Source organism: Enterobacter sp. MEB024 (assembly GCF_030209635.1).
GTDB classification, from domain to species: Bacteria; Pseudomonadota; Gammaproteobacteria; order Enterobacterales; family Enterobacteriaceae; genus Enterobacter; species Enterobacter ludwigii.
Window position 1 is genome coordinate 125,757 of sequence record NZ_JARVRQ010000011.1, and the last position, 22,146, is coordinate 147,902.

Sequence of the window (22,146 nt, forward strand, 5' to 3'; positions counted from 1 at the left end):
TTTTGCGGATCGTGGCAGGGAGACAAAAAGCGAAAGTCTTTTTTGTGACAGTTAGATACAATTCACGTTCTCACTCCCGCCATCCGATTCAGGGAAGGGTTGTATGCTCGAAATGTTAATGCAGTGGTACCGCCGTCGGTTTAGCGACCCGGAAGCCATTGCTTTGTTGGTTATTCTCGTCGCCGGGTTCGGCATTCTGTTCTTCTTCAGCGGTCTTCTCGCCCCCCTGCTGGTCGCGATTGTGCTGGCGTACCTGCTGGAGTGGCCAACGGCGCGTCTGGAAAATATAGGCTGTTCCCGTCGCTGGGCGACCAGTATCGTCCTGGTGCTGTTTGTCGGCATCCTGCTGTTAATGTCGTTTGTCGTTATGCCTGTGGCCTGGCAACAGGGGATTTACCTTATCCGCGATATGCCCGGCATGCTGAATAAGCTTTCCGATTTTGCCGCCACGCTGCCGCGCCGATATCCCGCCCTGATGGATGCCGGGATCATTGATGCGATGGCCGAAAACATGCGCGCCCGCATTATGACAATGGGCGATTCCGTGGTGAAATATTCCCTGGCGTCGCTGGTAGGGTTGCTCACGCTGGCCGTCTACCTTGTTCTCGTTCCGTTAATGGTTTTCTTCCTCGTCAAAGATAAAGAGCAGATGCTGAACGCGGTGCGGCGCATTCTGCCGCGTAATCGCGGGCTGGCCGGGCAGGTGTGGGAAGAGATGAACCAGCAGATCACCAACTACATTCGCGGCAAAGTGCTGGAGATGATTGTGGTGGGTGTGGCTACCTGGATTGGTTTTTTAATTTTCGGGCTTAACTACTCGCTGCTGCTGGCGGTGCTGGTGGGGCTGTCGGTGCTCATTCCCTACATCGGTGCCTTTGTGGTGACCATTCCGGTTGTCGGCGTTGCGCTGTTCCAGTTTGGTCTGGGGACCGAGTTCTGGAGCTGCTTCGCGGTGTACCTGATCATTCAGGGACTGGATGGCAACCTGCTGGTGCCGGTGCTGTTCTCAGAAGCGGTGAACCTGCATCCGCTGGTGATTATCTTATCCGTGGTGATTTTCGGCGGGCTGTGGGGATTCTGGGGCGTGTTCTTTGCCATTCCGCTGGCAACGTTGATCAAAGCAGTGGTTCACGCGTGGCCGGATGTGCCTGCGGTTGAGGATAAGTAGATAGTTGTGCGGCCTGATACCCTCTCCCGTGGGGAGAGGGGCAAATATCAAAAACGGTAACCTGCGTTACCGTATTGCATTTACCGCGTAGGTCGGGTCAGGCGAAGCCGCGGCCCAACGATCAGGCGCTTTGTTTGAGCCAGTTCAGCACCACGTCGTGGTGGTTGCTGGTTTTGAAGTCATCAAACACATGTTCAACTTTACCGTCAGCGTCAATCAGGAAGCTGATACGGTGAATGCCGTCGTAGGTTTTGCCCATAAAGGTCTTCTCGCCCCAGACGCCAAACTGCTCGCATACCTGGTGGTCTTCGTCAGAAAGCAGCGTAAAGTTAAGCAGCTCCTTTTCAGCAAATCGTGACAGCTTTTCTGGCTTATCGGTGCTGATACCCAGCACTTCCACGCCGACTTTTTTCAACTCGTCCATGTTGTCGCGTAAGCCGCAGGCCTGTACGGTGCAGCCCGGGGTCATGGCTTTCGGGTAAAAATAGACCAGAACACGCTGTCCCTGGAAGTCGGTCAAATTTACTTGCTCACCATCCTGGTCAGGTAAGCTAAATTTCGGTGCGATGTCACCGGCTTTCAGTGGGTTCATTACTCAACTCCATCCTGTTCATGCTGCGAATAATTGACGACGCTTATACTGCCTTGCGCGTTTAATTCTGTACAGAGGGCTTTGAACGCTTGCTCGATATTTGACGCATCCTGCGAGGCAGGGCTGTGCGCGGTAATCTGAATAAAAAGGGTGGGAATGGCGCTGCCGTCACCCGGCTGCGTTCGGGAAACGAGTTCGGCAATATTCATCTGATGGCTGTCAAATAACGCGGTGAAGCGCTCAATCAGATGGGGTGAATCGGGGACTTCAACCTGCACCCAGACGGTCGCGGGCAGGGCCGGACGTGGGCGAGCAGTGGTGCGTTTCATCACGATCAGCAAATCCAGCTCCGCACCTTTGAGCGGCAGGGTCGATTCGATAAGGGTAATGGCATTCCATGTCCCGGACAGCAGCATAATAAACGTGAACTCTTCGCCCAGCATAGCCAGACGACTGTCCTCGATATTACAGCCGCAGCTGCTCACATGGCGGGTGATGGTGTTCACAATACCCGGCCTGTCAGCACCCAGCGCAGTGATAACCAGGTAATGTTGTGATGAGGTTGTCAAACCTGTTCTTCCTTTGCATGGTTAAGTCTTCCTAAGGAAAGCATAAAAAAAACATGCATACAACCGCCTGAGGGCCTCAGGTCGCTTGCTTTTATTACAGTTCCAAACGTACCATTGAGGCTCTTGTTCGCACAGAGGATGGCTCATGTTCACGGGAAGTATTGTCGCGCTTGTTACACCGATGGATGAAAAAGGTAATGTCTGCCGGTCAAGCATGAAGAAGCTGATTGATTACCATGTCGCCAATGGAACCTCGGCGATCGTTTCGGTAGGGACTACCGGTGAATCTGCAACGCTAAGCCACGAAGAGCACGGCGATGTGGTGATGCTGACCCTGGAACTGGCTGACGGGCGTATCCCGGTCATCGCAGGGACAGGCGCTAACGCCACGGCAGAAGCTATCAGTTTGACCAAACGTTTTAACGACAGCGGCATCGTGGGCTGTCTGACGGTGACCCCTTATTACAACCGTCCTACTCAGGAAGGTCTGTTCCAGCATTTCAAAGCCATCGCAGAACATACTGACTTGCCACAAATTCTGTATAATGTGCCGTCCCGTACTGGCTGCGATATGCTGCCGGAAACCGTTGGTCGTCTCTCGAAAGTAAAAAATATTATCGGGATTAAAGAGGCGACAGGGAACTTAAGCCGCGTTCATCAGATCAAAGAGCTGGTTTCAGACGACTTTATCCTGTTGAGCGGCGATGATGCGACCGCACTGGACTTTATGCAGCTTGGTGGCCATGGCGTGATCTCCGTAACGGCGAACGTTGCGGCCCGCGATATGGCTGAAATGTGCAAACTGGCGGCTGCCGGTCACTTTGATGAAGCTCGCGTGATTAATCAGCGTCTGATGCCGTTGCATAATAAATTATTTGTCGAACCCAATCCGATCCCCGTGAAATGGGCGTGTAAGGAGTTGGGACTTGTAGCAACCGATACGCTGCGTCTGCCAATGACACCGATTACCGACCACGGTCGTGAAATTGTCACAGCAGCGCTGAAGCATGCCGGTTTGCTGTAGAGTTTAGGGAGATTTGATGGCTTATTCAGTACAGAAGTCGCGCCTGGCGAAGGTTGCGAGTGTTTCGCTTGTTATGCTGCTCGCTGCCTGTAGTTCAGACTCGCGCTACAAGCGCCAGGTGAGCGGTGATGAATCCTATCTGGATGCGACCCCGCTTGCTGAACTTCACGCACCGGCTGGTATGATCCTGCCGATTCAGAACGGCGATTACAATATTCCCGTGACCAACGGCAGCGGCCTGGTCGGTAAAGCGCTCGATATTCGTCCGCCAGCACAGCCTCTGGCGCTGGTGAGCGGGGCGCGTACCCAGTTCACCGGTGATACGGCGTCGCTGCTGGTTGAAAGCGCCCGCGGTACCACCCTGTGGCCGCAGGTTGTGAGCGTCATTCAGGCGAAGAACTACACCATCGATAAACGCGATGATGCCAGCCAGACCTTAACCACCGACTGGATCGAGTGGAACCGTCTGGACGAAGATCAGCAGTACCGTGGGCGTTATCAAGTCTCCGTTAAACCTCAGGGTTATCAGCAGGCGGTTACCGTTAAGCTGTTGAACCTGGAGCAGGCGGGTAAACCGGTTGCGGATGCCGCATCAATGCAGCGTTACAGCACTGAAATGCTGAACGTGATTGCCGCGGGTCTGGATAAGAACGCCAGCGACGCCGCTAACGCAGCGCAGAGCCGCAACGGCGCGACGTTTGACGTTCAGAGCGGTGCGGATGACACCGGTCTGCCAATGCTGGTTGTGCGTGCACCGTTTAACCAGACCTGGCAGCGCCTGCCAGCGACGCTGGAAAAAGTGGGCATGAAAGTGACCGACAGCACCCGTTCAACCGGTAGCATGACGGCAACCTATAAGCCGCTGTCTGACAGTGCATGGCAGGAACTGGGCGCCACCGATCCACAGCTGGCTTCCGGCGACTACAAGATTCAGGTCGGTGATCTCGATAACCGCAGCAGTCTGCAGTTTATCGATCCGAAAGGCCACACGCTGACCCAGTCGCAGAACGATGCGCTGGTGGCCGTCTTCCAGGCTGCATTCAGCAAATAAATACGAGGGCTGGTTAATCCAGCCCTTTTTATTTTCGTGCTACGCAAACGTGTGCGTGGCATAATATCCCCAGTTTTGAACACCAATCATCACACCAGGAGTAATGAAGATGCAGAAGCAAGCTGAGTTGTATCGTGGCAAAGCGAAGACCGTATACAGCACGGAAAACCCGGATCTGTTGGTGCTCGAGTTCCGCAATGATACGTCAGCAGGGGATGGCGCACGCATTGAGCAGTTCGATCGTAAAGGCATGGTGAACAACAAGTTCAACCACTTCATTATGACCAAACTGGCCGAAGCGGGTATCCCGACCCAAATGGAAGCGCTGTTGTCCGATACGGAATGTCTGGTGAAAAAACTGGATATGGTTCCGGTTGAGTGCGTCATTCGTAACCGCGCAGCAGGCTCCCTGGTGAAGCGTCTTGGTATTGAAGAAGGTATTGAGCTGAATCCACCGCTTTTTGACCTGTTCCTGAAAAACGATGCCATGCACGATCCGATGGTCAATGACTCTTACTGCGAAACCTTCGGCTGGGTGAATAAAGAGAACCTGGCGCGCATGAAAGAACTGACCTACAAAGCCAACGACGTGCTGAAAAAACTGTTTGATGACGCGGGTCTGATCCTCGTCGACTTCAAGCTGGAGTTCGGCCTGTTCAAAGGCGAAGTGGTTCTGGGTGATGAGTTCTCTCCGGACGGCAGCCGTCTGTGGGATAAAGAAACGCTGGATAAAATGGACAAAGACCGTTTCCGTCAGAGCCTGGGTGGCCTGATTGAAGCGTACGAAGCGGTTGCTCACCGTTTAGGCGTTAAGCTCGACTAACACCCTCATCGCCAAAGGATATGTATATCCTTTGGCGTCTTACCCTTGTTTCCTATGGTAATCTTGCCGTTAACCGCCTACGATCATAGCTATTATTAATGGAATAGTTCGAGGTGGTTATGCGCTGGCAAGGGCGTCGTGAAAGTGACAATGTAGAAGACAGGCGCAGCGATAGCGGCGGCGGTCCTTCAATGGGTGGGCCTGGCTTCCGGTTACCCAGCGGAAAGGGCGGTATTATTCTGCTGATTGTGGTGCTGGTCGCGGGGTACTACGGTGTCGATCTGACCGGTTTAATGACCGGCCAGCCTCTGCAGCAACAGCAGCATTCTGAGCGCTCAATCAGCCCGAACGAGGATGAAGCGGCCAAATTTACCTCCGTTATTCTCGCCACCACAGAAGAAACCTGGGGTCAGCTGTTCGAGAAAATGGGGCGTACCTATCAGCAACCCAAGCTGGTGATGTACCGTGGCGCCACCCGTACCGGATGCGGCACCGGACAGTCGGTGATGGGGCCGTTCTACTGTCCGGCAGACAGCACCGTCTATATCGATCTCTCTTTCTATGATGACATGAAACGCAAGCTTGGCGCTGACGGCGATTTTGCCCAGGGCTACGTCATTGCGCATGAAGTCGGGCACCATGTGCAAAAACTGCTGGGGATAGAACCCAAAGTACGCCAGCTTCAGCAAAACGCCTCTCAGGCTGAGGTAAACCGTCTTTCCGTACGCATGGAACTGCAGGCGGACTGCTTCGCGGGCGTCTGGGGGCACAACATGCAGCAGCAGGGCGTACTGGAATCCGGTGACCTGGAAGAGGCGCTCAATGCCGCGCAGGCTATCGGTGACGATCGTCTTCAGCAGCAGAGCCAGGGCCGCGTCGTGCCGGACAGCTTTACTCACGGCACGTCACAACAACGATACAGCTGGTTCAAACGCGGTTTCGACAGCGGTGACCCTGCGCAGTGTAATACCTTCGGCAAAGCCATGTAATGGTGGCGTTTGAACATCTGATTCGCGAGCTTGAGCACAAAGGTCATCGTCAGCTGGTGGTGCTCAGCGGCGATGAGCAGTGGACATTCACGCAGGCATCAGCCCTGCGTGATGCCTTGCCCGGAGACTGGCTGTGGCTGGCGGATAACGCGTCCAGAGCCATCAGCGGGCTGCTGGGACGCGAGTTCCGGCACGCAATTTTTGATGCCCGCGCCGGGTTTGACGTCTCAGCCTTTGCGGCCCTGAGCGGGACGCTGCGTGCCGGTAGCCTTCTGGTGCTGCTGGTACCGCCCCCTGACGTGTGGGCGGAACAACCTGACAGCGATTCCCTGCGCTGGAGTGACAGCGCCGAACCCATCGCCACGCCAAATTTTATCCACCACTTTTGCCGGACGATTGCCGAGGATCCTGAGGCGATAGTCTGGCTTCAGCACCAGCCTTTATCGCTTCCCGCACGATCCGACGCCCCTGACTGGCAGCCCGCCAGCGGTGTGCCGCAGTGCGAGCAGGCTGAGATCCTGGCAGCACTCCTGGCCATGAAACGCGGCGTTGTGGCCGTTACGGCCCCGCGCGGACGCGGGAAGTCTGCGCTGGCGGGAATGCTGTTGAGCCGCACGCAGGGCAGTGCCATTGTCACCGCGCCATCAAAAGGTGCGACGGAGGTTATCGCCCGTTTTGCCGGCGAACGTTTTCACTTTATGGCCCCGGACGCGCTGCTGGCCTCTGAAGAGCAGGCCGACTGGCTGATTGTCGACGAAGCCGCTGCCATCCCCGGACCGCTGCTTGAAAAGCTGGTCGACCGTTTCCCGCGCGTCCTGCTGACCACAACGGTGCAGGGTTACGAAGGAACAGGAAGAGGCTTTCTGCTTAAATTCTGTAGCCGGTTCAGCGGGTTGCAGCGGTATACCTTATCAACCCCGGTACGCTGGGCTGCAGGATGTCCTCTTGAGCGGGTCGTCGCCAGCGCACTGCTGTTTGACGATACGCTTATCGATCGCAGCCCAACAGGCGCCATACAGTTGACCTCTCTGGCCCCGGAAGCCTGGACGAGCAACCCGGCGCTGGCGGCGAGTGTGTATGAGCTGCTTTGTGCGGCACATTACCGCACCTCACCGCTTGATTTACGCCGCATGATGGACGCGCCCGGCCAACACTTCGCCGTCGCCCAAACGGACTCGGTCATTGCCGGGGCGCTCTGGCTGGTGGAAGAGGGGGGATTAACGGCGCAGCTCAGCCGTGCCGTCTGGGCGGGGTTCCGCCGTCCTCGCGGGAACCTGGTGGCGCAGTCCCTTGCCGCGCATGGCGGCTCCCCGCTGGCGGCAACGCTCAAAGGCCGACGGGTGACCCGAATAGCGGTACATCCTCGTCGTCAACGGGAAGGCATCGGACAGGCACTGATCCGCAGAGCAAGCGGCGAGGATTACCTGTCGGTGAGCTTTGGCTATACCGATGAACTGTGGCGTTTCTGGCAGCGATGCGGCTTTGTGCTGGTGCGCATGGGCAGCCATCGCGAAGCCAGCAGCGGCTGTTATACCGCAATGGCCTTGCTGCCGCTCAGCGACGCGGGGCGACAGCTGTGTGAGCAGGCGCATCAGCGACTGCGCCGCGATGCGCGCGTGTTATCGGTCCTGAACGGTGAAAAGATCCCGGTGGACGATGGCTGGGAGGCTACCCTTAATAGTGACGACTGGCTGGAGCTGGCGGGGTTTGCCTTTGCCCACCGCGCATTTTCTACCTCCGTCGCGGCGTTAACACGGTTGCTGCTAAGCGTGGACATGCCGCTGCCCGCCCTGCGCGGGAAAGTGGAGGCGAGAAGTGATGACGCCCGGCTCAGCGCTGAACTGCTTCTTTCGGGGCGAAAAGCGTTACTGGCCAGGCTTCGCAGTGAAACGGCGCAAGCGCTTGAAAGCCTTGAACCTGCACGCTGTCAGCAGCTGAAAGACGACATTTTGCAATGGCAATTTTTTCAATGACTTCTTCAGTAAAGTGGCATGGTCATTCCTCCTGAGAGGCGTAGAATCCAGGCCATCAAATAAGGAGACCGCCATGAAACACGATCATTTTGTTGTTCAAAGCCCTGATAAACCGGCTAAACAGTTACTGCTTCTGTTTCATGGTGTTGGCGATAACGCCGTCAATATGGGCCAGATTGGCAGCTGGTTTGCCCCGGTATTTCCGCAGGCGCTGATTGTCAGTATTGGCGGAGTGGAGCCGTGTGGTCCGAACGGACGGCAGTGGTTCTCCGTTCAGGGCGTAACGGAAGAGAACCGCCAGGCACGTATTGACGCCGTCATGCCTGTCTTTATCGACACCGTGCGTTACTGGCAGCAGCAGAGCGGCGTTGGTGCCGATGCGACCGCGCTGATTGGCTTTTCGCAGGGGTCTATCATGTCCCTGGAGAGCGTAAAAGCGCAGCCAGGCCTGGTGTCGCGTGTGATTGCTTTTAACGGTCGCTTTGCGACGTTACCGCAACGCGCGACGACGCAGACCACGATCCATCTGATCCACGGTGGTGAAGACCGCGTGATTGAACTTTCGCATGCGGTTGCCGCGCAGGAAGCGCTGATCCGCGAAGGCGGGGATGTGACGCTGGATATTGTAGACGATCTGGGGCACGCGATTGATGACCGCAGCATGCAGTTTGCGCTCGATCATCTGCGTTATACCGTACCGAAGCACTACTTTGATGAAGCGCTCAGCGGCGGCAAGCCAAATGACGATGATATCGTCGAGTTTATGTGATGTAGCCCCCTCTCCCAAAGGAGAGGGGACAGAGAATCACTTCTTCTGGTCTTTCTTCGGCCAGTCGTCATCATCGTCCCACTTATCGTTAAAATCACGATGCGGTGGAAGATCCGGTTTGTTGGCGAGAAACTTTTTGTGATCAACGCGCTTAAGATCTTTAATGACGTTAAGTAACACGCCGACCAGAAACACTAACACCAGAATCCACCAGTACTTTGAAAGCCAGTCCATTCGCTATTCCTCTCAGAGCGTTCGTCAGGCGACGAGTTGCTCCATAATTCGTTGATACATACGGGCCAGCAGCTGCAAATCAGCAGCATTCACACATTCATTGATTTTATGAATGGTTGCGTTCACCGGCCCCAGTTCGACAACCTGGGCCCCCATCCGGGCAATAAAGCGTCCGTCTGAGGTGCCACCTGTCGTCAGCAGTTGTGGCTTAATTTCATTATAGTGCTCGATGGCGTTCACTACCGCATCCACCAGTTTGCCGCGCTGGGTCAGGAACGGCTGGCCGGAAAGCCACCAGTCCACGGTGTAACGCAGATTATATTTTTCCAGCAGCGCGATAACGCGCGCTTTGATCATCTCATCGGTCAGTTCAGTGCTGAAGCGGAAGTTAAACTGGACAAAGAAATCACCCGGGATCACGTTGTTGCTGCCGGTACCGGCCTTCAGGTTTGCAATCTGCATGCTGGTCGGCGGGAAGAACTCATTGCCTTTATCCCACTCGATGGTCACCAGTTCGTTCAGCATCGGTGCCGCGCGATGGACCGGGTTATCGGCCAGGTGTGGATAGGCAACGTGCCCCTGAACGCCATGAAGGGTCAAATTGCAGGTCAGCGACCCACGGCGACCATTTTTGACGACGTCTCCCACCACTTCCGTACTGGACGGCTCGCCGACCAGGCAGTAGTCGAGACGCTCATTGCGGGCCATCAGCGCCTCAACGACCTTCACGGTGCCGTTGTAGGCGCTGGCTTCTTCGTCAGAGGTGATCAGAAACGCGAGGCGGTTTCTGTGGTTCGGATGTTGGGCAACGAAGCGCTCTGCCGCCACGACCATCGCCGCCAGCGAGCCTTTCATGTCTGCCGCACCGCGCCCGAACAACATGCCATCGCGGATGGTCGGTTCAAACGGCGGGTTGATCCAGCGATCCGCATCACCTGCGGGAACGACGTCGGTATGTCCGGCAAAGGCCAGCGTTTCGCCCTGACCGCGCCACGCCCAGAAGTTCTGGGTGTCGCCAACGTCCATGCGTTCAACGGTGAAACCGATGGCACGCAGGCGCTCAATCATTAATGCCTGACAACCTGCGTCGTCCGGGCTAAGGGAGGGACGGCGAATAAGCTGCTGAGTCAGCTCAATGACCGGGCATGACATAAACTACACCTCAACGAAAAAAGTCGGAATAAAGGGTTTCACTGAAACCCAGCAGCATAGGCTGCCCGGGCGCACAGAGCAATGGGCGTTTGATGATTGCCGGCATTTCGAGCATCAGTTTGGCGGCACTGTCGGCGTCGTTGATGCCAGCCCGGACGGCTTCATCCAGTTTACGCCAGGTGGTACCACGGGTATTCAGCAGCGCCTCCCAACCCAGTTCCTTGATAGCGGTATGCAGAAATTCTGCATCAAGCCCGTCAACGCGATAGTCATGGAAACGGTACTCCACGTTGTTCGCTTCCAGCCAGCGGCGTGCTTTTTTGATGGTGTCGCAATTTTTAATGCCGTACATCACAACCATGGTGAATCCTTTTGTTCTTATGATGATTAAATGTTCAGTAATTTCGAAGATATATCCTTAAGTGGAATATAACACATTCAGGAATTGTCTTGATTTACACTTCTTCTTAATTCAACTCACAACTGTACGCTGAATATTCTTTCATCATTTAAGCATAGATGTCCATAAGACCGAAAATGCTAATGAACTCAGGCGGTAATTTAAATCTCACCTGCCTGTATGGTTATTTCAAAATATTGCTGAGCGTCACACAAAATTTAAGGCCCTGCGTTCATATTTATCATAAATCCCTGACAGTAGCGGGGTACAATCACAGCGATAGGTTAGACGGTCTTCACAATGATGATACGTTTTCGTAGAATGCGCATAATAATAAGAGAGGTAGTTATGATTGAACGTGAACTGGGGAACTGGAAAGATTTTATCGAAGGCATGCTTCGTAAATGACATTCAGTAAGAATTGCAAGAGCACTTAAATAAGTAAAATAACCATAGTGTGAATTAATCACACACCCTAAAAGGCGGCCCTGAGAGCCGCCTTTTTTATTACGTACTGTTATTCAGGACGTTCCTTCAGCGGGAAGCGGCGACGCACCAGCACAAAGAACAGCGGTACAAAATAAATGGCCAGGACAGTTGCCGAAATCATGCCTCCCATCACCCCTGTACCTACCGCATGCTGGCTGCTGGAGCCCGCACCGGTGCTGGTTGCCATCGGTAATACCCCAAAGACAAATGCCAGCGACGTCATCAAGATCGGACGCAAGCGCTGACGGCAGGCATGCAGTGTGGCCGCCATCAGCTCGTGGCCTTTGGCATTCATCTCGTTGGCAAACTCAACAATCAGGATCGCGTTTTTCGCCGACAGGCCGATCACGGTGAGCAGCCCTACCTGGAAGTACACATCATTCTCCAGACCGCGCATCCAGGTCGCCAGCAGCGCACCGATGACGCCAAGCGGCACCACCAGCATGACCGAGAACGGAACGGACCAGCTTTCATACAGCGCGGCAAGACAGAGGAAGACCACCAGCAGGGAAAGCGCGTAAAGCGCAGGCGCCTGTGCCCCGGAGAGCCGCTCCTGATAAGACATCGCCGTCCACTCCAGCCCAAACCCGGCAGGCAGCTGTTGCACCAGTTTCTCCATGGTGTCCATGGCGGTACCGGTACTGACGCCCGGCGCGGCTTCACCGACGATTTCTACCGCCGAATAGCCGTTATAGCGTTCCAGACGCGGCGAACCACTCTCCCAGTGCGACGAGGCGAACGCCGAGAACGGCACCATCCCGCCTGCGTTATTACGAACAAACCAGCGGTTAATATCATTCGGCAACATACGGAACGGCGCGGCGGACTGGACATACACTTTTTTCACACGCCCACGATCCATAAAGTCATTCACATAGCTTGAGCCCCAGGCCGTCTGCAGGGTGTCGTTAATGTCGTCGATGGAAACACCCAGAGCCTGCGCCTTACGCTGATCAATATCCACCTGCAGCTGCGGGCTGTCATCCAGGCCGTTATGACGAACGCGGGTCAGGTCAGCGTCTTTGCCCGCCAGCGCTAACAGCTTATCGCGCGCCGCCATCAGCGCCGTGTGGCCTGCACCGGCGTGATCCTGCAGCTCCATGTCAAACCCGGCAGAACTGCCCAGCCCGCTAATGGCCGGTGGGCTGCTGGCAAAGACGCGCGCTTCGTTGATCTTCGTAAAAGCGTGGGTTGCGCGTTCAATGATGGCCGACGCGGTCCCCGTTTTTGTGTCGCGCTCGTCCCAGTCCTTCAGGCGTACAAACATACGGGCAACGTTCTGCCCGTTACCGCCCGGGCCAGAGCCCACGGTGGAGAAGACCGACACCACATTATCTTTCTCCTGGGTGAAGAAGTACTGTTCGACTTTTTCGACCACTTTCAGCGTCTGCTGCTGCGTCGCGCCGCTCGGAAGTTGCACGGAGGTGGTGAACATTCCCCGGTCCTCCATTGGCAGAAACGAGGTAGGCAGATGCAGGAATAGCCAGACCATTCCGCCCAGCAGCACTACGTAAATCAGCATCCAGCGCAGGCTGCGGTGCAACACTTTACCGACAGCGGATTCATAACGCGCGGCATTGCGGTTAAACATGCGGTTAAACCAGCCGAAGAACCCTTTCTGACCATGCTGCTCGCCTTTGTGCAAAGGCTTAAGAAGGGTAGAGCAGAGCGCAGGGGTCAGGATCAGCGCCACCAGTACCGAAAGTACCATTGCCGAGACGATGGTTATCGAGAACTGGCGGTAAATGGCGCCGGTTGTGCCGCCAAAGAAGGCCATCGGGATAAAGACCGCCGAAAGCACCATGGCGATGCCGACTAACGCGCCCTGTATTTGCCCCATCGATTTACGCGTGGCCTGGCGCGGGGAAAGGCCTTCCTCGCTCATGATGCGCTCGACGTTTTCAACCACCACGATGGCGTCATCCACCAGAAGGCCAATTGCCAGCACCATTGCAAACATCGTCAGCGTGTTGATGCTGTAGCCAAACGCGTAAAGCACCGCGAAGGTGCCCAGCAGGACCACGGGGACGGCTATGGTCGGGATCAGCGTCGCCCGGAAGTTTTGCAGGAACAGGTACATGACCAGGAAGACCAGCGCGATGGCTTCCAGCAGGGTCTTCACCACATCCTCAATCGACGCTTTAACGAAGGAGGTGGTTTCGTAGGCGACTTTGTATTCAAGGCCGTGAGGGAAATAGTTCGACAGCTCGTCCAGGCGGTCTAACACCAGTTTCGCCGTCGCCATTTCATTTGCGCCGGAGGCCAGTTTAATCCCCAGGCCGGAGGCGGGATTACCGTTAAAGCGGCTCAGGTAGTCGTACTTTTCCGCGCCCATTTCCACCGTGGCGACATCGCCCAGCCGCACTTCTGAACCGTCCTGATTCACGCGCAGGGTGATGTTGCGGAACTGCTCCGGAGTCTGAAGCAGCGATTGCGAGTTAATGGTGGCATTCAGGGCTTGTTTTTCGACGGAAGGCGTTCCTCCCAGCTGCCCTACGGCAATCTGGGCGTTCTGCGACTTGATGGCGTCCGTCACGTCAGTCGCCGTCATCTGGAAGCTGTTCAGCTTGTCAGGATCGAGCCAGATGCGCATTGAATATTGTGACCCGTAGGCGTCGATATCCCCTACGCCGTTAATACGGCTGAGCGGGTCCTGAATGTTACTGGCAACGTAGTCCGCAATATCCTGCTTATCCATGGAACCATCGGTGGAGACAAACGCGATGGTCAAAATATTGGTATCCCCCGTTTTACGTACGGTAACGCCCTGATTTTGCACTGCCTGCGGCAGTTTTCGCATGGCTGACTGCAGCTGGTTTTGTACCTGTTGCACCGCTTCATCCGGGTCAGTCCCGGCCGTAAAGCTCAGGGTCACCGTCGCCTGGCCCGTGGCACTGCTTTGTGAGGACATGTACATCAGGTTATCCAGACCCGTCATGTTCTGCTCGATAACCTGCGTCACGGTATTTTCCAGCGTCAGTGCCGAGGCGCCGGGGTAGTTTGCTGTGACACGCACGTTAGGAGGTGCCAGATCGGGGTATTGCTCAACGGGAAGTGAAGTAATGGCCAGGACACCTGTCAGACACAACAGAATGGCAAGTACCCAGGCAAAAATGGGGCGATCGATGAAAAAATTCGCCATGAAAAATTGACCTCGTTTTGCTGCACGTCATTATTGTTTATTGCCCGCACCACTTTAGCGGCAAGACGAAGACCAAACGTGGAGAAATAAAGGAGATAATGTAAATTATCATGCGCGTTTCTCTGCGCTGCCCCCTTTACGGTTATTTACCTGTTAACGCCAGCGACGAAGGGAATGTCACGCTCACCTGTGTTCCCCCATTTTGTGGCTGCGAAAAGTGCAGGATACCGCCGAGCCGTTCCGCGCGTTCACGCATAATATTCAGCCCGTAATGTCCCGGCGGCTCGCTGGCTTCGCCAATCCCGATGCCATTGTCGCGAATGCTCACGCTGTGCGTGCCGTCCACGGCGGTGATACAGCTTACGGTGATCTCGCTGGCCTGCGCGTGCTTGATTGCGTTCAACACCGCTTCACGCACGATCTGCAGCAGATGCACCTGCTTTTGTGCGTCAAGGGCCAGCGAGGAGAGGCGACAGTCAAGATGCAGCTTTGCCTGCGTCTGGCTCTGCAGACCGTCGAGTGACTCCTGAAGGGCCGCCGGCAGGTTAGCGTGGTTGAGCGTCAGGCGGAAGGTGGTGAGCAGCTCGCGAAGCTGATGCCAGGCATTGTTAAGCTCGCGGGAGAAGTCGGTGATGATGGTCTGCGCGGGGGCATTCTCTTGCGGTACGGCACGCTTAAGCAGCGCAAGCTGGATCCGCAGATACGACAACACCTGCGCGAGGGAATCATGCAGTTCGCGGGCAATCGTCGCGCGCTCTTCCATCAGCAGCAACTGCTGGTAATGCTTTTGCGCCTGGTTGAAGTAAAGCCCGCGCCCGAGCATTGTCGCCACGCTTCTCATCAGCGGAAGCGGGACGCTGTCCGTCTCGCTCTGCCAGCGCAGCTCGCCGTAGAGCGTGTCCTGCATCAGCACCGGCAGGTTTTGCAGCGGCATGTCGGCTGCCTCACTCCCTTCACACAGACGCCAGTCGTCGCTGGTCCGTAACTCCAGATAATTCATCCGGGTGTATTCATGGACGATTTGCAATATATGGCGGAAACAGTGGCTGTCTATCTGTCCGGTGTTGAGCGCCTGCGAACATTTGAACAGCATTTCGAGCTGCTGGTGCGCCTCGTTCAGGTGCCGGGTCTTTTCCGCAACCGAATCTTCAAGCGAGCGATAGAGGGTGTGTAACTCCGCCGACATATGGTTAAAGGCGCGGGACAGCTGACCGAGTTCATTCGGCAAAGCGGTATCCGGTGCCGGGGTATCAAATTGTCCCCGTTCAACGCGTTCGCTTGCGGCGACCAGATTGTTGAGCGGCAAGACCACCTGACGACGGATGCCTCGCAGGGTAAACACCGTCAGCAGCAGGATCCCCAGCGCACCGGCCAGAGAGAGCAGGGTCACCGTCTGAATTTTATGTTCGGTATAGTGCTGAAGGGCGAGCACAAAGGCATCAATGCGGCCAACAAAATCTTCGATATGGGTTTGATACCACACGAGATCGCCGTGGGCGATGTGCGTATCCATCTCCTGCCAGGCCAGATGCAGCTGCTGGTAGCGCTGTTTGACATCGTCCGGCACGTACCAGCGGTTCAGCTTTTGGAGTGCAGGTGCGCTCAGGGTGTGTTGCCAGTGTTGGCGATGCTGTGTCAGGGAAGGGCTGTTGCGCTGCATCTCATAGCCCAGCCGGTAACTCTGCATACGCAGTGAACCCGCAATATTGATGGCTTCGGCGTCACGCTGGCTGCTGGCAAGCGTCAGCAGCGCGACGGTGCTGGTCAGAACGGATAACACAATCATCGAAAAGAAAGCCCAGGCCAGGCTTGCGGAAACAGGGCGTTTAACGGTCACAGAACGGCTTCCTGAATAAAATTGATCTGCCACAGGTTCACTGGAAATAGTTTGGCATTCCGGGCAATTGAACATTGCCTGACGACGCTGTGATGAGTAAATACCATATTCATACAAAGAATAAGGTTATTGAACCAAAAACAGGTGTCGTTATGAATCGTTTTATTATGGCTAACAGCCAGCAATGTATTGGGTGCCATGCCTGCGAAGTTGCCTGCGTAATGGCGCATAATGATGAGCAACATGTCCTGAGCGAACGCCATTTCCATCCCCGTATTACGGTCCTTAACTCTGGCGCGCAGAACAGCCCCGTCACCTGTCACCACTGTGAAAATGCCCCGTGTGCACTCAGTTGCCCGAACGGCGCCATCAGCAAACGCGATGACAGCGTACAGGTGAATCAACAAAAATGCATCGGTTGTAAAGCCTGCGTGGTTGCCTGTCCCTTCGGCACAATGGAGATTATCGTTACGCCGCTCGACAACGGCAGTGCAAAAGCCTCGGCGTATAAATGCGATCTCTGCCTGACCCGCCCGCAGGGCCCGGCCTGTATTGAAAATTGCCCGGCAGATGTGCTGACGCTGGCGACGCCTGACGTGCTGGATAACCTGGCAAAATCGCGCCGTCAGCGCACCGCCAGGCTGGAGGCGCAGCCCTGGCACAGTGAGGCAGTCAGCGAGGAGACGGCACCCACCAAACTGCAGCAGATGCACAACACACCGCCACGCGGCGAGTCCGACAAACTGGCTGCCGAAGAGCGGGTTGGCCATTTCAATGAAATATACCTGCCGTTTCGGACCGAACAGGCCAGACGCGAGGCATCGCGCTGCCTGAAATGCGGGGAGCACAGCATATGTGAATGGACCTGCCCGCTGCACAACCACATTCCGCAGTGGATTGAACGGATTAACGCCGGTGACATCCTCGGCGCGGTCGAACTTTCTCATCAGACCAACTGTTTACCTGAAATTACCGGCCGGGTCTGCCCGCAGGACAGGTTATGTGAAGGTGCCTGCACCGTGCGCGATGCGTCAGGGTCGGTGACCATTGGCAACCTCGAGCGCTACATCTCTGACCAGGCGCTGGCGTTGGGCTGGCGACCGGATATGTCTGGCGTTTTTTCGGTGGGAAAACGCGTCGCGATTATCGGCGCGGGGCCTGCCGGGCTGGCATGCGCGGATGTGCTGGTGCGCAGCGGAGTGAGCGTGACGGTCTATGACAGGCATCCCGAAATCGGCGGCTTGCTGACCTTCGGCATTCCGGCCTTTAAGCTGGATAAATCCCTGCTCGCACGACGCAGAGAGATTTTTACTGCGATGGGGGTTCACTTCGAGCTGAACTGCGACGTGGGCAGCGATGTGTCGTTGTCTCAGTTGCAAACAGATTACGACGCCCTGTTCATTGGCGTGGGAACCTATCGTTCGATGAAAGCAGGCATCCCCCATGAAGATGCGCCGGGCGTCTACGATGCGCTGCCGTTCCTGGTGGGGAACACGCGCCACGTCATGGGGCTGGACGCGACGGCCAACGAACCGTTTATCGACACCCGTGGGCTTAACGTGGTGGTGCTGGGCGGGGGCGATACCGCAATGGACTGCGTGCGCACCGCGTTACGTCACGGCGCGGCAAAAGTCACCTGCGCCTATCGCCGGGATGAAGCCAATATGCCGGGCTCGAAAAAAGAGGTGAAGAATGCGAAAGAAGAGGGAGCCGCATTTGAATTTAACGTCCAGCCCGTTGAATTGACCCTTGCTGCTGACGGCAAGGTTAACGGCATCCGGATGCTGCGCACCCGGATGGGAGAGCCGGATGCGCAGGGGCGTCGTCGACCCGTCCCGGTGGAGGGCAGCGAGTTTGTCATGCCGGCCGATGCGGTGATTATGGCTTTTGGTTTTAACCCACATGCCATGCCCTGGCTGGAGAGTCAGGGCGTCAACACCGATGACTGGGGGCGAATCATTGCCTCGGTGGAAAGCCGCTATCGTTACCAGACGTCTAACCCGCAAATTTTCGCCGGCGGTGATGCGGTGCGCGGCGCTGATCTGGTGGTGACGGCGATGGCGGAAGGGCGTCATGCGGCGCGGGGGATCCTCGACTGGCTTGAGGTCAGTGTGCCGAAAACGCACTAAACCAGGCGGGCGACAAAGCGGGTTTCACGGCGTACTATAGGAAGACTCATTGTGTCGTGGAGCCCGTATGACCCTGAAAATTGACGTTATCAAAGACAAAATCCTTTCTGAAAACTACTTTGTCCTGCGTAACATCACTTACGATTTAACCCGTAATAACGGTGAAGTGATCCGCCATAAACGCGAGGTCTATGACCGCGGCAATGGCGCCACCATTTTGCTCTATAACCGTGAAAAGCAGAGTGTGGTGCTGATCCGTCAGTTCAGGGTAGCAACATGGGTCAATGGCAACCCTGACGGAAGGTTGATTGAAACCTGTGCGGGCCTGCTTGATGACGACGAGCCGGAAGTGTGCATCCGCAAAGAAGCCGTCGAAGAGACTGGCTTTGAAGTGGGAGAGGTCAAAAAAGTCTTCGAGCTGTTTATGTCTCCTGGCGGCGTGACGGAAATCGTCCACTTCTTCATCGCGGAATACAGCGATGCGCAGCGTACTCACCGCGGCGGTGGCGTGGAAGATGAAGATATTGAAGTGCTGGAGTTGCCGTTTTCCCGGGCGCTGGAGATGATGCATGCCGGGGAAATCAGGGATGGTAAAGCTGTGATATTACTACAGTATCTTCAAACGACCGGGCTGATGAACGCCTCTTTCGAACGGTAATAGATTGTATTTCGGATAAATCTATCCGATAAATCCGATTGAGCAACCCGGGCGGGAACACGAAGATACAGCCCAGTTAAGCGTTTTCGTTCCGGGATTGTGCCATTCATGCGCTATTGCGTCTCTCTTCTCTGCCTGTTTTGCGTGCTCACCTCCTCGCAGGTGTGGGCTGCGCCTGCCCAGCAATTGTTTTCTGACTGGCAGGTGACCTGCAATAACCAGAATTTTTGCCTCGCACGCAATACCGGTGAACACCGGGGGCTAGTCATGACGCTCAGCCGCAGTGCCGGCGCGAAAACCGACGCTACGCTGCGTATCGATCTCGGCGGCCTTGCTGACCCTGCCGTGAAAGAAGCGGATATTGCGCCACGGTTGTTGCTGGATAAGGTTCCTCTCAAGCTGGATCGGCAGCACTGGCAGTTAACCCCGTGGCATCTGAAAAGTGATGATGCCGCCACCATCACGGCGTTTCTGAAAAATATCCAGGAAGGAAAAGCCCTGACCTTGCGCGGCGGTGACCAGGTTATCTCTCTGAACGGCCTGAAAGCCGCGCTGTTGTTTATTGACGCGCAGCAGAAACGTGTCGGGAGTGAAACGGCCTGGATTAAAAAAGGTGACGATCCGCCGTTAAGCGTGCCGCCTGCACCCGCCTTAAAAAAGGTGGCGGTAGTCAATCCGACGCCGACGCCGCTCTCCCACGCCGAATTGAACGACCTGCTGGATTATGGCACCTGGCGGATGAACAACAGCCAGTGCTCGCTCGATCCTAACCGCCGTGAAGTGCGCGTCACCGCGTTAACCGATGAGAAAGCATTGCTGATTATTAGCTGTGAGGCGGGGGCGTATAACACGGTCGATCTGGCCTGGCTGGTATCGCGCAAAAAGCCGTTTTCTTCCCGCAGCGTAAGGCTGCGTCTGCCTTTCACCCCTGCGGACGATAGCAGTGAAATCGAATTGATGAATGCCCGCTTTGATGAGAAAACGCGCGAGCTGACTACGCTCGCGCTGGGTCGCGGTATTGGCGATTGTGGGGTCCAGACGCGCTGGCGTTTTGACGGCCAGCGTTTCCGCCTGGTGCGTTATGCAGAAGAGCCCAGCTGCGATAACTGGAATGGGCCAGATGCCTGGCCCACGTTGTGGATCACGCGCTAAATTACGCTCAGCGCCTTCTCAACCACATTCTCAACGGTAAAGCCAAAATACGGGAACAGCTTGTCGGCAGGCGCCGACTCGCCGTACCCACGCATCCCGACGATGGCACCCTTCAGCCCGACATATTTGTACCAGTAGTCGGCGATACCCGCCTCGACGGCCACACGGGCTGCGACGTTAGAGGGCAGGACCGATTCACGGTAGGCCTCATCCTGAGCATCAAAAATGTCGGTGGACGGCAGGGATACCACGCGTACCGCATGACCTTCGGCGGTCAGTTTTTCCGCGGCCTTCACGGTAATTTCCACCTCAGAACCGGTAGCAATCAGGATGACATCCGGTTTGCCGCCGCTGTCTTTCAGGATGTACCCACCGCGGGCGATATTTTTTACCTGCTCCGGCGTGCGTTCAATCTGGGCCAGGTTTTGCCGCGACAGAATTAATGCCGTTGGCCCCGTGTGGCGCTCAACCGCCAGCTTCCAGCCAACCGCCGCTTCGACCTGATCGCACGGACGCCAGGTGCTGAAGTTAGGCGTTAAACGCAGGCTCGCCAGCTGCTCAACGGCCTGGTGCGTGGGACCGTCTTCACCCAGACCAATCGAATCGTGGGTGTAGACCATGATCTGCCGCGCTTTCATTAATGCCGCCATACGCGCCGCGTTACGGGCATACTCAACGAACATCAGGAAGGTAGCAGTGTAGGGCACAAACCCGCCGTGATGGGCGATGCCGTTGGCAATGGCGGTCATCCCGAACTCACGCACCCCGTAGTGGATATAGTTCCCGGCAATATCCTCTTTCAGCGATTTTGAGCCAGACCAGATGGTCAGGTTACTTGGAGCCAGATCCGCGGAGCCGCCCAGCAGTTCAGGCAGGAGGGGGCCGATGGCGTTCAGGGTGTTTTGCGAGGCCTTACGGGTGGCAATTTTTGCCGGGTTAGACTGCAGATTTTCAATCAGCGCCTGGGTTTTCGCATCCCAGTCCTCCGGCAGGCCACCGCTCATGCGGCGCGAGAATTCAGCGGCCAGTTCCGGGTGGGCTTTTTGATAGGCGGCAAATTTTTCATTCCACGCGTGCTGGGCTTTTTCACCCTCTTCGCGGGCGTCCCACTCGCGGTAGATCTCTTTCGGGATCTCAAACGGCGGGTATTTCCAGCCCAGCTTCTGCCGGGTCAGCGCCACTTCTTCTTCACCCAGCGCCGCACCGTGGGCTTCCTCTTTACCCGCTTTGTTCGGTGAGCCGAAACCGATGGTGGTGCGACAGATGATCAGGGACGGTTTGTCCTTCACGCTTTGCGCTTCCTGAATCGCTTTTTTCACCGCTTCTGGGTCGTGGCCGTCAATTTCATGCACTACGTGCCAGTGGTAGGCCTCAAACCGTTTTGCCGTGTCGTCGGTAAACCAGCCTTTGGTCTCCCCGTCGATGGAGATACCGTTGTGATCGTAAAATCCGATCAGCTTGCCCAGCCCCAGCGTGCCCGCCAGCGAACAGACTTCGTGAGAAATCCCCTCCATCAGACAGCCGTCACCCATAAACACATAAGTGTAGTGATCGACAATCTCGTGGTCTGGCTGGTTAAACTGCGCCGCCAGCGTGCGTTCGGCAATCGCCAGCCCGACCGCGTTGGCTAACCCCTGGCCGAGCGGCCCGGTGGTAGTCTCCACACCCGGCGTATAGTCTATCTCCGGGTGGCCCGGCGTTTTTGAGTGCAGCTGGCGGAAGTTTTTTAACTCGGATAGCGGCAGGTCGTAGCCGGAAAGGTGCAGCAGGCTGTAGAGCAGCATGGAGGCGTGGCCGTTAGAGAGAATAAAACGGTCACGATCGTACCAGCTGGGGTCGTTCGGGTTGTGCTTCAGGAAATCATTCCACAGCACTTCGGCAATGTCAGCCATGCCCATGGGGGCGCCAGGGTGGCCGGAATTGGCTTTCTGCACGGCATCCATGCTGAGGGCGCGAATGGCATTGGCTAGCTCTTTACGGGACATAATTCACTCC

The 22,146-nt window shown here is 56.1% G+C and carries 19 protein-coding genes; 11 read left to right on the top strand and 8 right to left on the bottom strand.

Going from position 1 to position 22,146, the window contains the following annotated elements:
- Nucleotides 1–103 precede the first annotated feature (103 nt).
- Complete coding sequence (locus QRN24_RS17500; RefSeq protein ID WP_014171120.1) at nucleotides 104–1,168, top strand: AI-2E family transporter; 1,065 nt, start codon at nucleotides 104–106, stop codon at nucleotides 1,166–1,168.
- A gap of 121 nt (nucleotides 1,169–1,289) precedes the next feature.
- Here QRN24_RS17500 and bcp read toward each other — a convergent pair whose 3' ends face one another.
- Both bcp and QRN24_RS17510 read right to left on the bottom strand, forming a co-directional pair.
- The gene (gene bcp / locus QRN24_RS17505; RefSeq protein WP_014171119.1) at nucleotides 1,290–1,760 is read right to left on the bottom strand and encodes a thioredoxin-dependent thiol peroxidase; all 471 of its coding nucleotides are present in this window, start codon (nucleotides 1,758–1,760) and stop codon (nucleotides 1,290–1,292) included.
- The gene (locus tag QRN24_RS17510; RefSeq protein ID WP_014171118.1) at nucleotides 1,760–2,329 is read right to left on the bottom strand and encodes a glycine cleavage system transcriptional repressor; all 570 of its coding nucleotides are present in this window, start codon (nucleotides 2,327–2,329) and stop codon (nucleotides 1,760–1,762) included. Before QRN24_RS17510 ends, bcp begins: the two co-directional genes overlap by 1 nt.
- A gap of 145 nt (nucleotides 2,330–2,474) precedes the next feature.
- On the opposite strand from QRN24_RS17510, the gene dapA reads away from it, so the two are divergent.
- From dapA to ypfH, 6 genes are all read left to right on the top strand, one after another.
- Nucleotides 2,475–3,353 (top strand): 4-hydroxy-tetrahydrodipicolinate synthase, encoded by an 879-nt coding sequence (gene dapA, locus QRN24_RS17515; RefSeq protein ID WP_014171117.1) that lies wholly within the window; start codon nucleotides 2,475–2,477, stop codon nucleotides 3,351–3,353.
- A gap of 16 nt (nucleotides 3,354–3,369) precedes the next feature.
- Entirely contained in the window at nucleotides 3,370–4,404 is a 1,035-nt protein-coding gene (bamC, locus tag QRN24_RS17520; protein WP_020883067.1) for an outer membrane protein assembly factor BamC, read from the top strand.
- A 109-nt stretch (nucleotides 4,405–4,513) separates the two neighbouring features.
- Nucleotides 4,514–5,227: a phosphoribosylaminoimidazolesuccinocarboxamide synthase gene (gene purC, locus QRN24_RS17525; protein WP_008501631.1), complete on the top strand. Its 714-nt coding sequence runs from the start codon at nucleotides 4,514–4,516 to the stop codon at nucleotides 5,225–5,227.
- Between the two features lie 119 nt (nucleotides 5,228–5,346).
- Complete coding sequence (gene ypfJ / locus QRN24_RS17530) at nucleotides 5,347–6,216, top strand: KPN_02809 family neutral zinc metallopeptidase (RefSeq protein WP_020883068.1); 870 nt, start codon at nucleotides 5,347–5,349, stop codon at nucleotides 6,214–6,216.
- Nucleotides 6,216–8,189, top strand: a complete 1,974-nt coding sequence (locus QRN24_RS17535; protein WP_284942921.1) for a tRNA(Met) cytidine acetyltransferase TmcA — start codon at nucleotides 6,216–6,218, stop codon at nucleotides 8,187–8,189. Before ypfJ ends, QRN24_RS17535 begins: the two co-directional genes overlap by 1 nt.
- Before the next feature lie 73 nt (nucleotides 8,190–8,262).
- Nucleotides 8,263–8,958: an esterase gene (gene ypfH, locus QRN24_RS17540; RefSeq protein WP_032680517.1), complete on the top strand. Its 696-nt coding sequence runs from the start codon at nucleotides 8,263–8,265 to the stop codon at nucleotides 8,956–8,958.
- Nucleotides 8,959–8,994: 36 nt separating this feature from the next.
- Here ypfH and QRN24_RS17545 read toward each other — a convergent pair whose 3' ends face one another.
- The 3 genes from QRN24_RS17545 to QRN24_RS17555 are packed head-to-tail and all read right to left on the bottom strand — an operon-like array spanning nucleotide 8,995 to nucleotide 10,705.
- A complete protein-coding gene (locus QRN24_RS17545; protein WP_014171111.1) occupies nucleotides 8,995–9,192 on the bottom strand; it encodes a YpfN family protein in 198 nt (65 codons plus the stop codon).
- 24 nt (nucleotides 9,193–9,216) lie between these two features.
- The gene (dapE, locus tag QRN24_RS17550) at nucleotides 9,217–10,344 is read right to left on the bottom strand and encodes a succinyl-diaminopimelate desuccinylase (protein WP_284942922.1); all 1,128 of its coding nucleotides are present in this window, start codon (nucleotides 10,342–10,344) and stop codon (nucleotides 9,217–9,219) included.
- Nucleotides 10,345–10,354: 10 nt separating this feature from the next.
- Nucleotides 10,355–10,705 carry an ArsC family reductase gene (locus QRN24_RS17555; RefSeq protein WP_014171109.1) on the bottom strand — a complete coding sequence of 117 codons (351 nt, stop codon included), beginning with the start codon at nucleotides 10,703–10,705 and terminating at the stop codon, nucleotides 10,355–10,357.
- Between the two features lie 387 nt (nucleotides 10,706–11,092).
- Here QRN24_RS17555 and ypfM point away from each other — a divergent pair, with 387 nt between their 5' ends.
- Complete coding sequence (ypfM, locus tag QRN24_RS17560; protein ID WP_015572204.1) at nucleotides 11,093–11,152, top strand: protein YpfM; 60 nt, start codon at nucleotides 11,093–11,095, stop codon at nucleotides 11,150–11,152.
- A gap of 109 nt (nucleotides 11,153–11,261) precedes the next feature.
- On the opposite strand, the gene acrD is transcribed toward ypfM, so the two are convergent.
- On the bottom strand, nucleotides 11,262–14,375 hold the full coding sequence (gene acrD, locus QRN24_RS17565; RefSeq protein WP_284942923.1) for a multidrug efflux RND transporter permease AcrD: 3,114 nt from the start codon (nucleotides 14,373–14,375) through the stop codon (nucleotides 11,262–11,264).
- 142 nt (nucleotides 14,376–14,517) lie between these two features.
- Nucleotides 14,518–16,212 (bottom strand): nitrate/nitrite two-component system sensor histidine kinase NarQ, encoded by a 1,695-nt coding sequence (gene narQ / locus QRN24_RS17570; RefSeq protein ID WP_040018106.1) that lies wholly within the window; start codon nucleotides 16,210–16,212, stop codon nucleotides 14,518–14,520.
- Nucleotides 16,213–16,364: 152 nt separating this feature from the next.
- Here narQ and aegA point away from each other — a divergent pair, with 152 nt between their 5' ends.
- The 3 genes from aegA (at nucleotide 16,365) to QRN24_RS17585 (ending at nucleotide 20,151) form a co-directional block, all read left to right on the top strand.
- Nucleotides 16,365–18,341: a formate-dependent uric acid utilization protein AegA gene (aegA, locus tag QRN24_RS17575; protein WP_284942924.1), complete on the top strand. Its 1,977-nt coding sequence runs from the start codon at nucleotides 16,365–16,367 to the stop codon at nucleotides 18,339–18,341.
- Between the two features lie 67 nt (nucleotides 18,342–18,408).
- Entirely contained in the window at nucleotides 18,409–18,999 is a 591-nt protein-coding gene (gene nudK / locus QRN24_RS17580) for a GDP-mannose pyrophosphatase NudK (RefSeq protein WP_020883075.1), read from the top strand.
- A gap of 108 nt (nucleotides 19,000–19,107) precedes the next feature.
- On the top strand, nucleotides 19,108–20,151 hold the full coding sequence (locus QRN24_RS17585; RefSeq protein ID WP_020883076.1) for a DUF1176 domain-containing protein: 1,044 nt from the start codon (nucleotides 19,108–19,110) through the stop codon (nucleotides 20,149–20,151).
- Here the strand turns inward: QRN24_RS17585 and tkt are convergent.
- Nucleotides 20,148–22,136 (bottom strand): transketolase, encoded by a 1,989-nt coding sequence (gene tkt / locus QRN24_RS17590; protein ID WP_284942925.1) that lies wholly within the window; start codon nucleotides 22,134–22,136, stop codon nucleotides 20,148–20,150. The two genes, QRN24_RS17585 and tkt, sit on opposite strands and share 4 nt — an antisense overlap.
- Nucleotides 22,137–22,146: the final 10 nt, after the last annotated feature.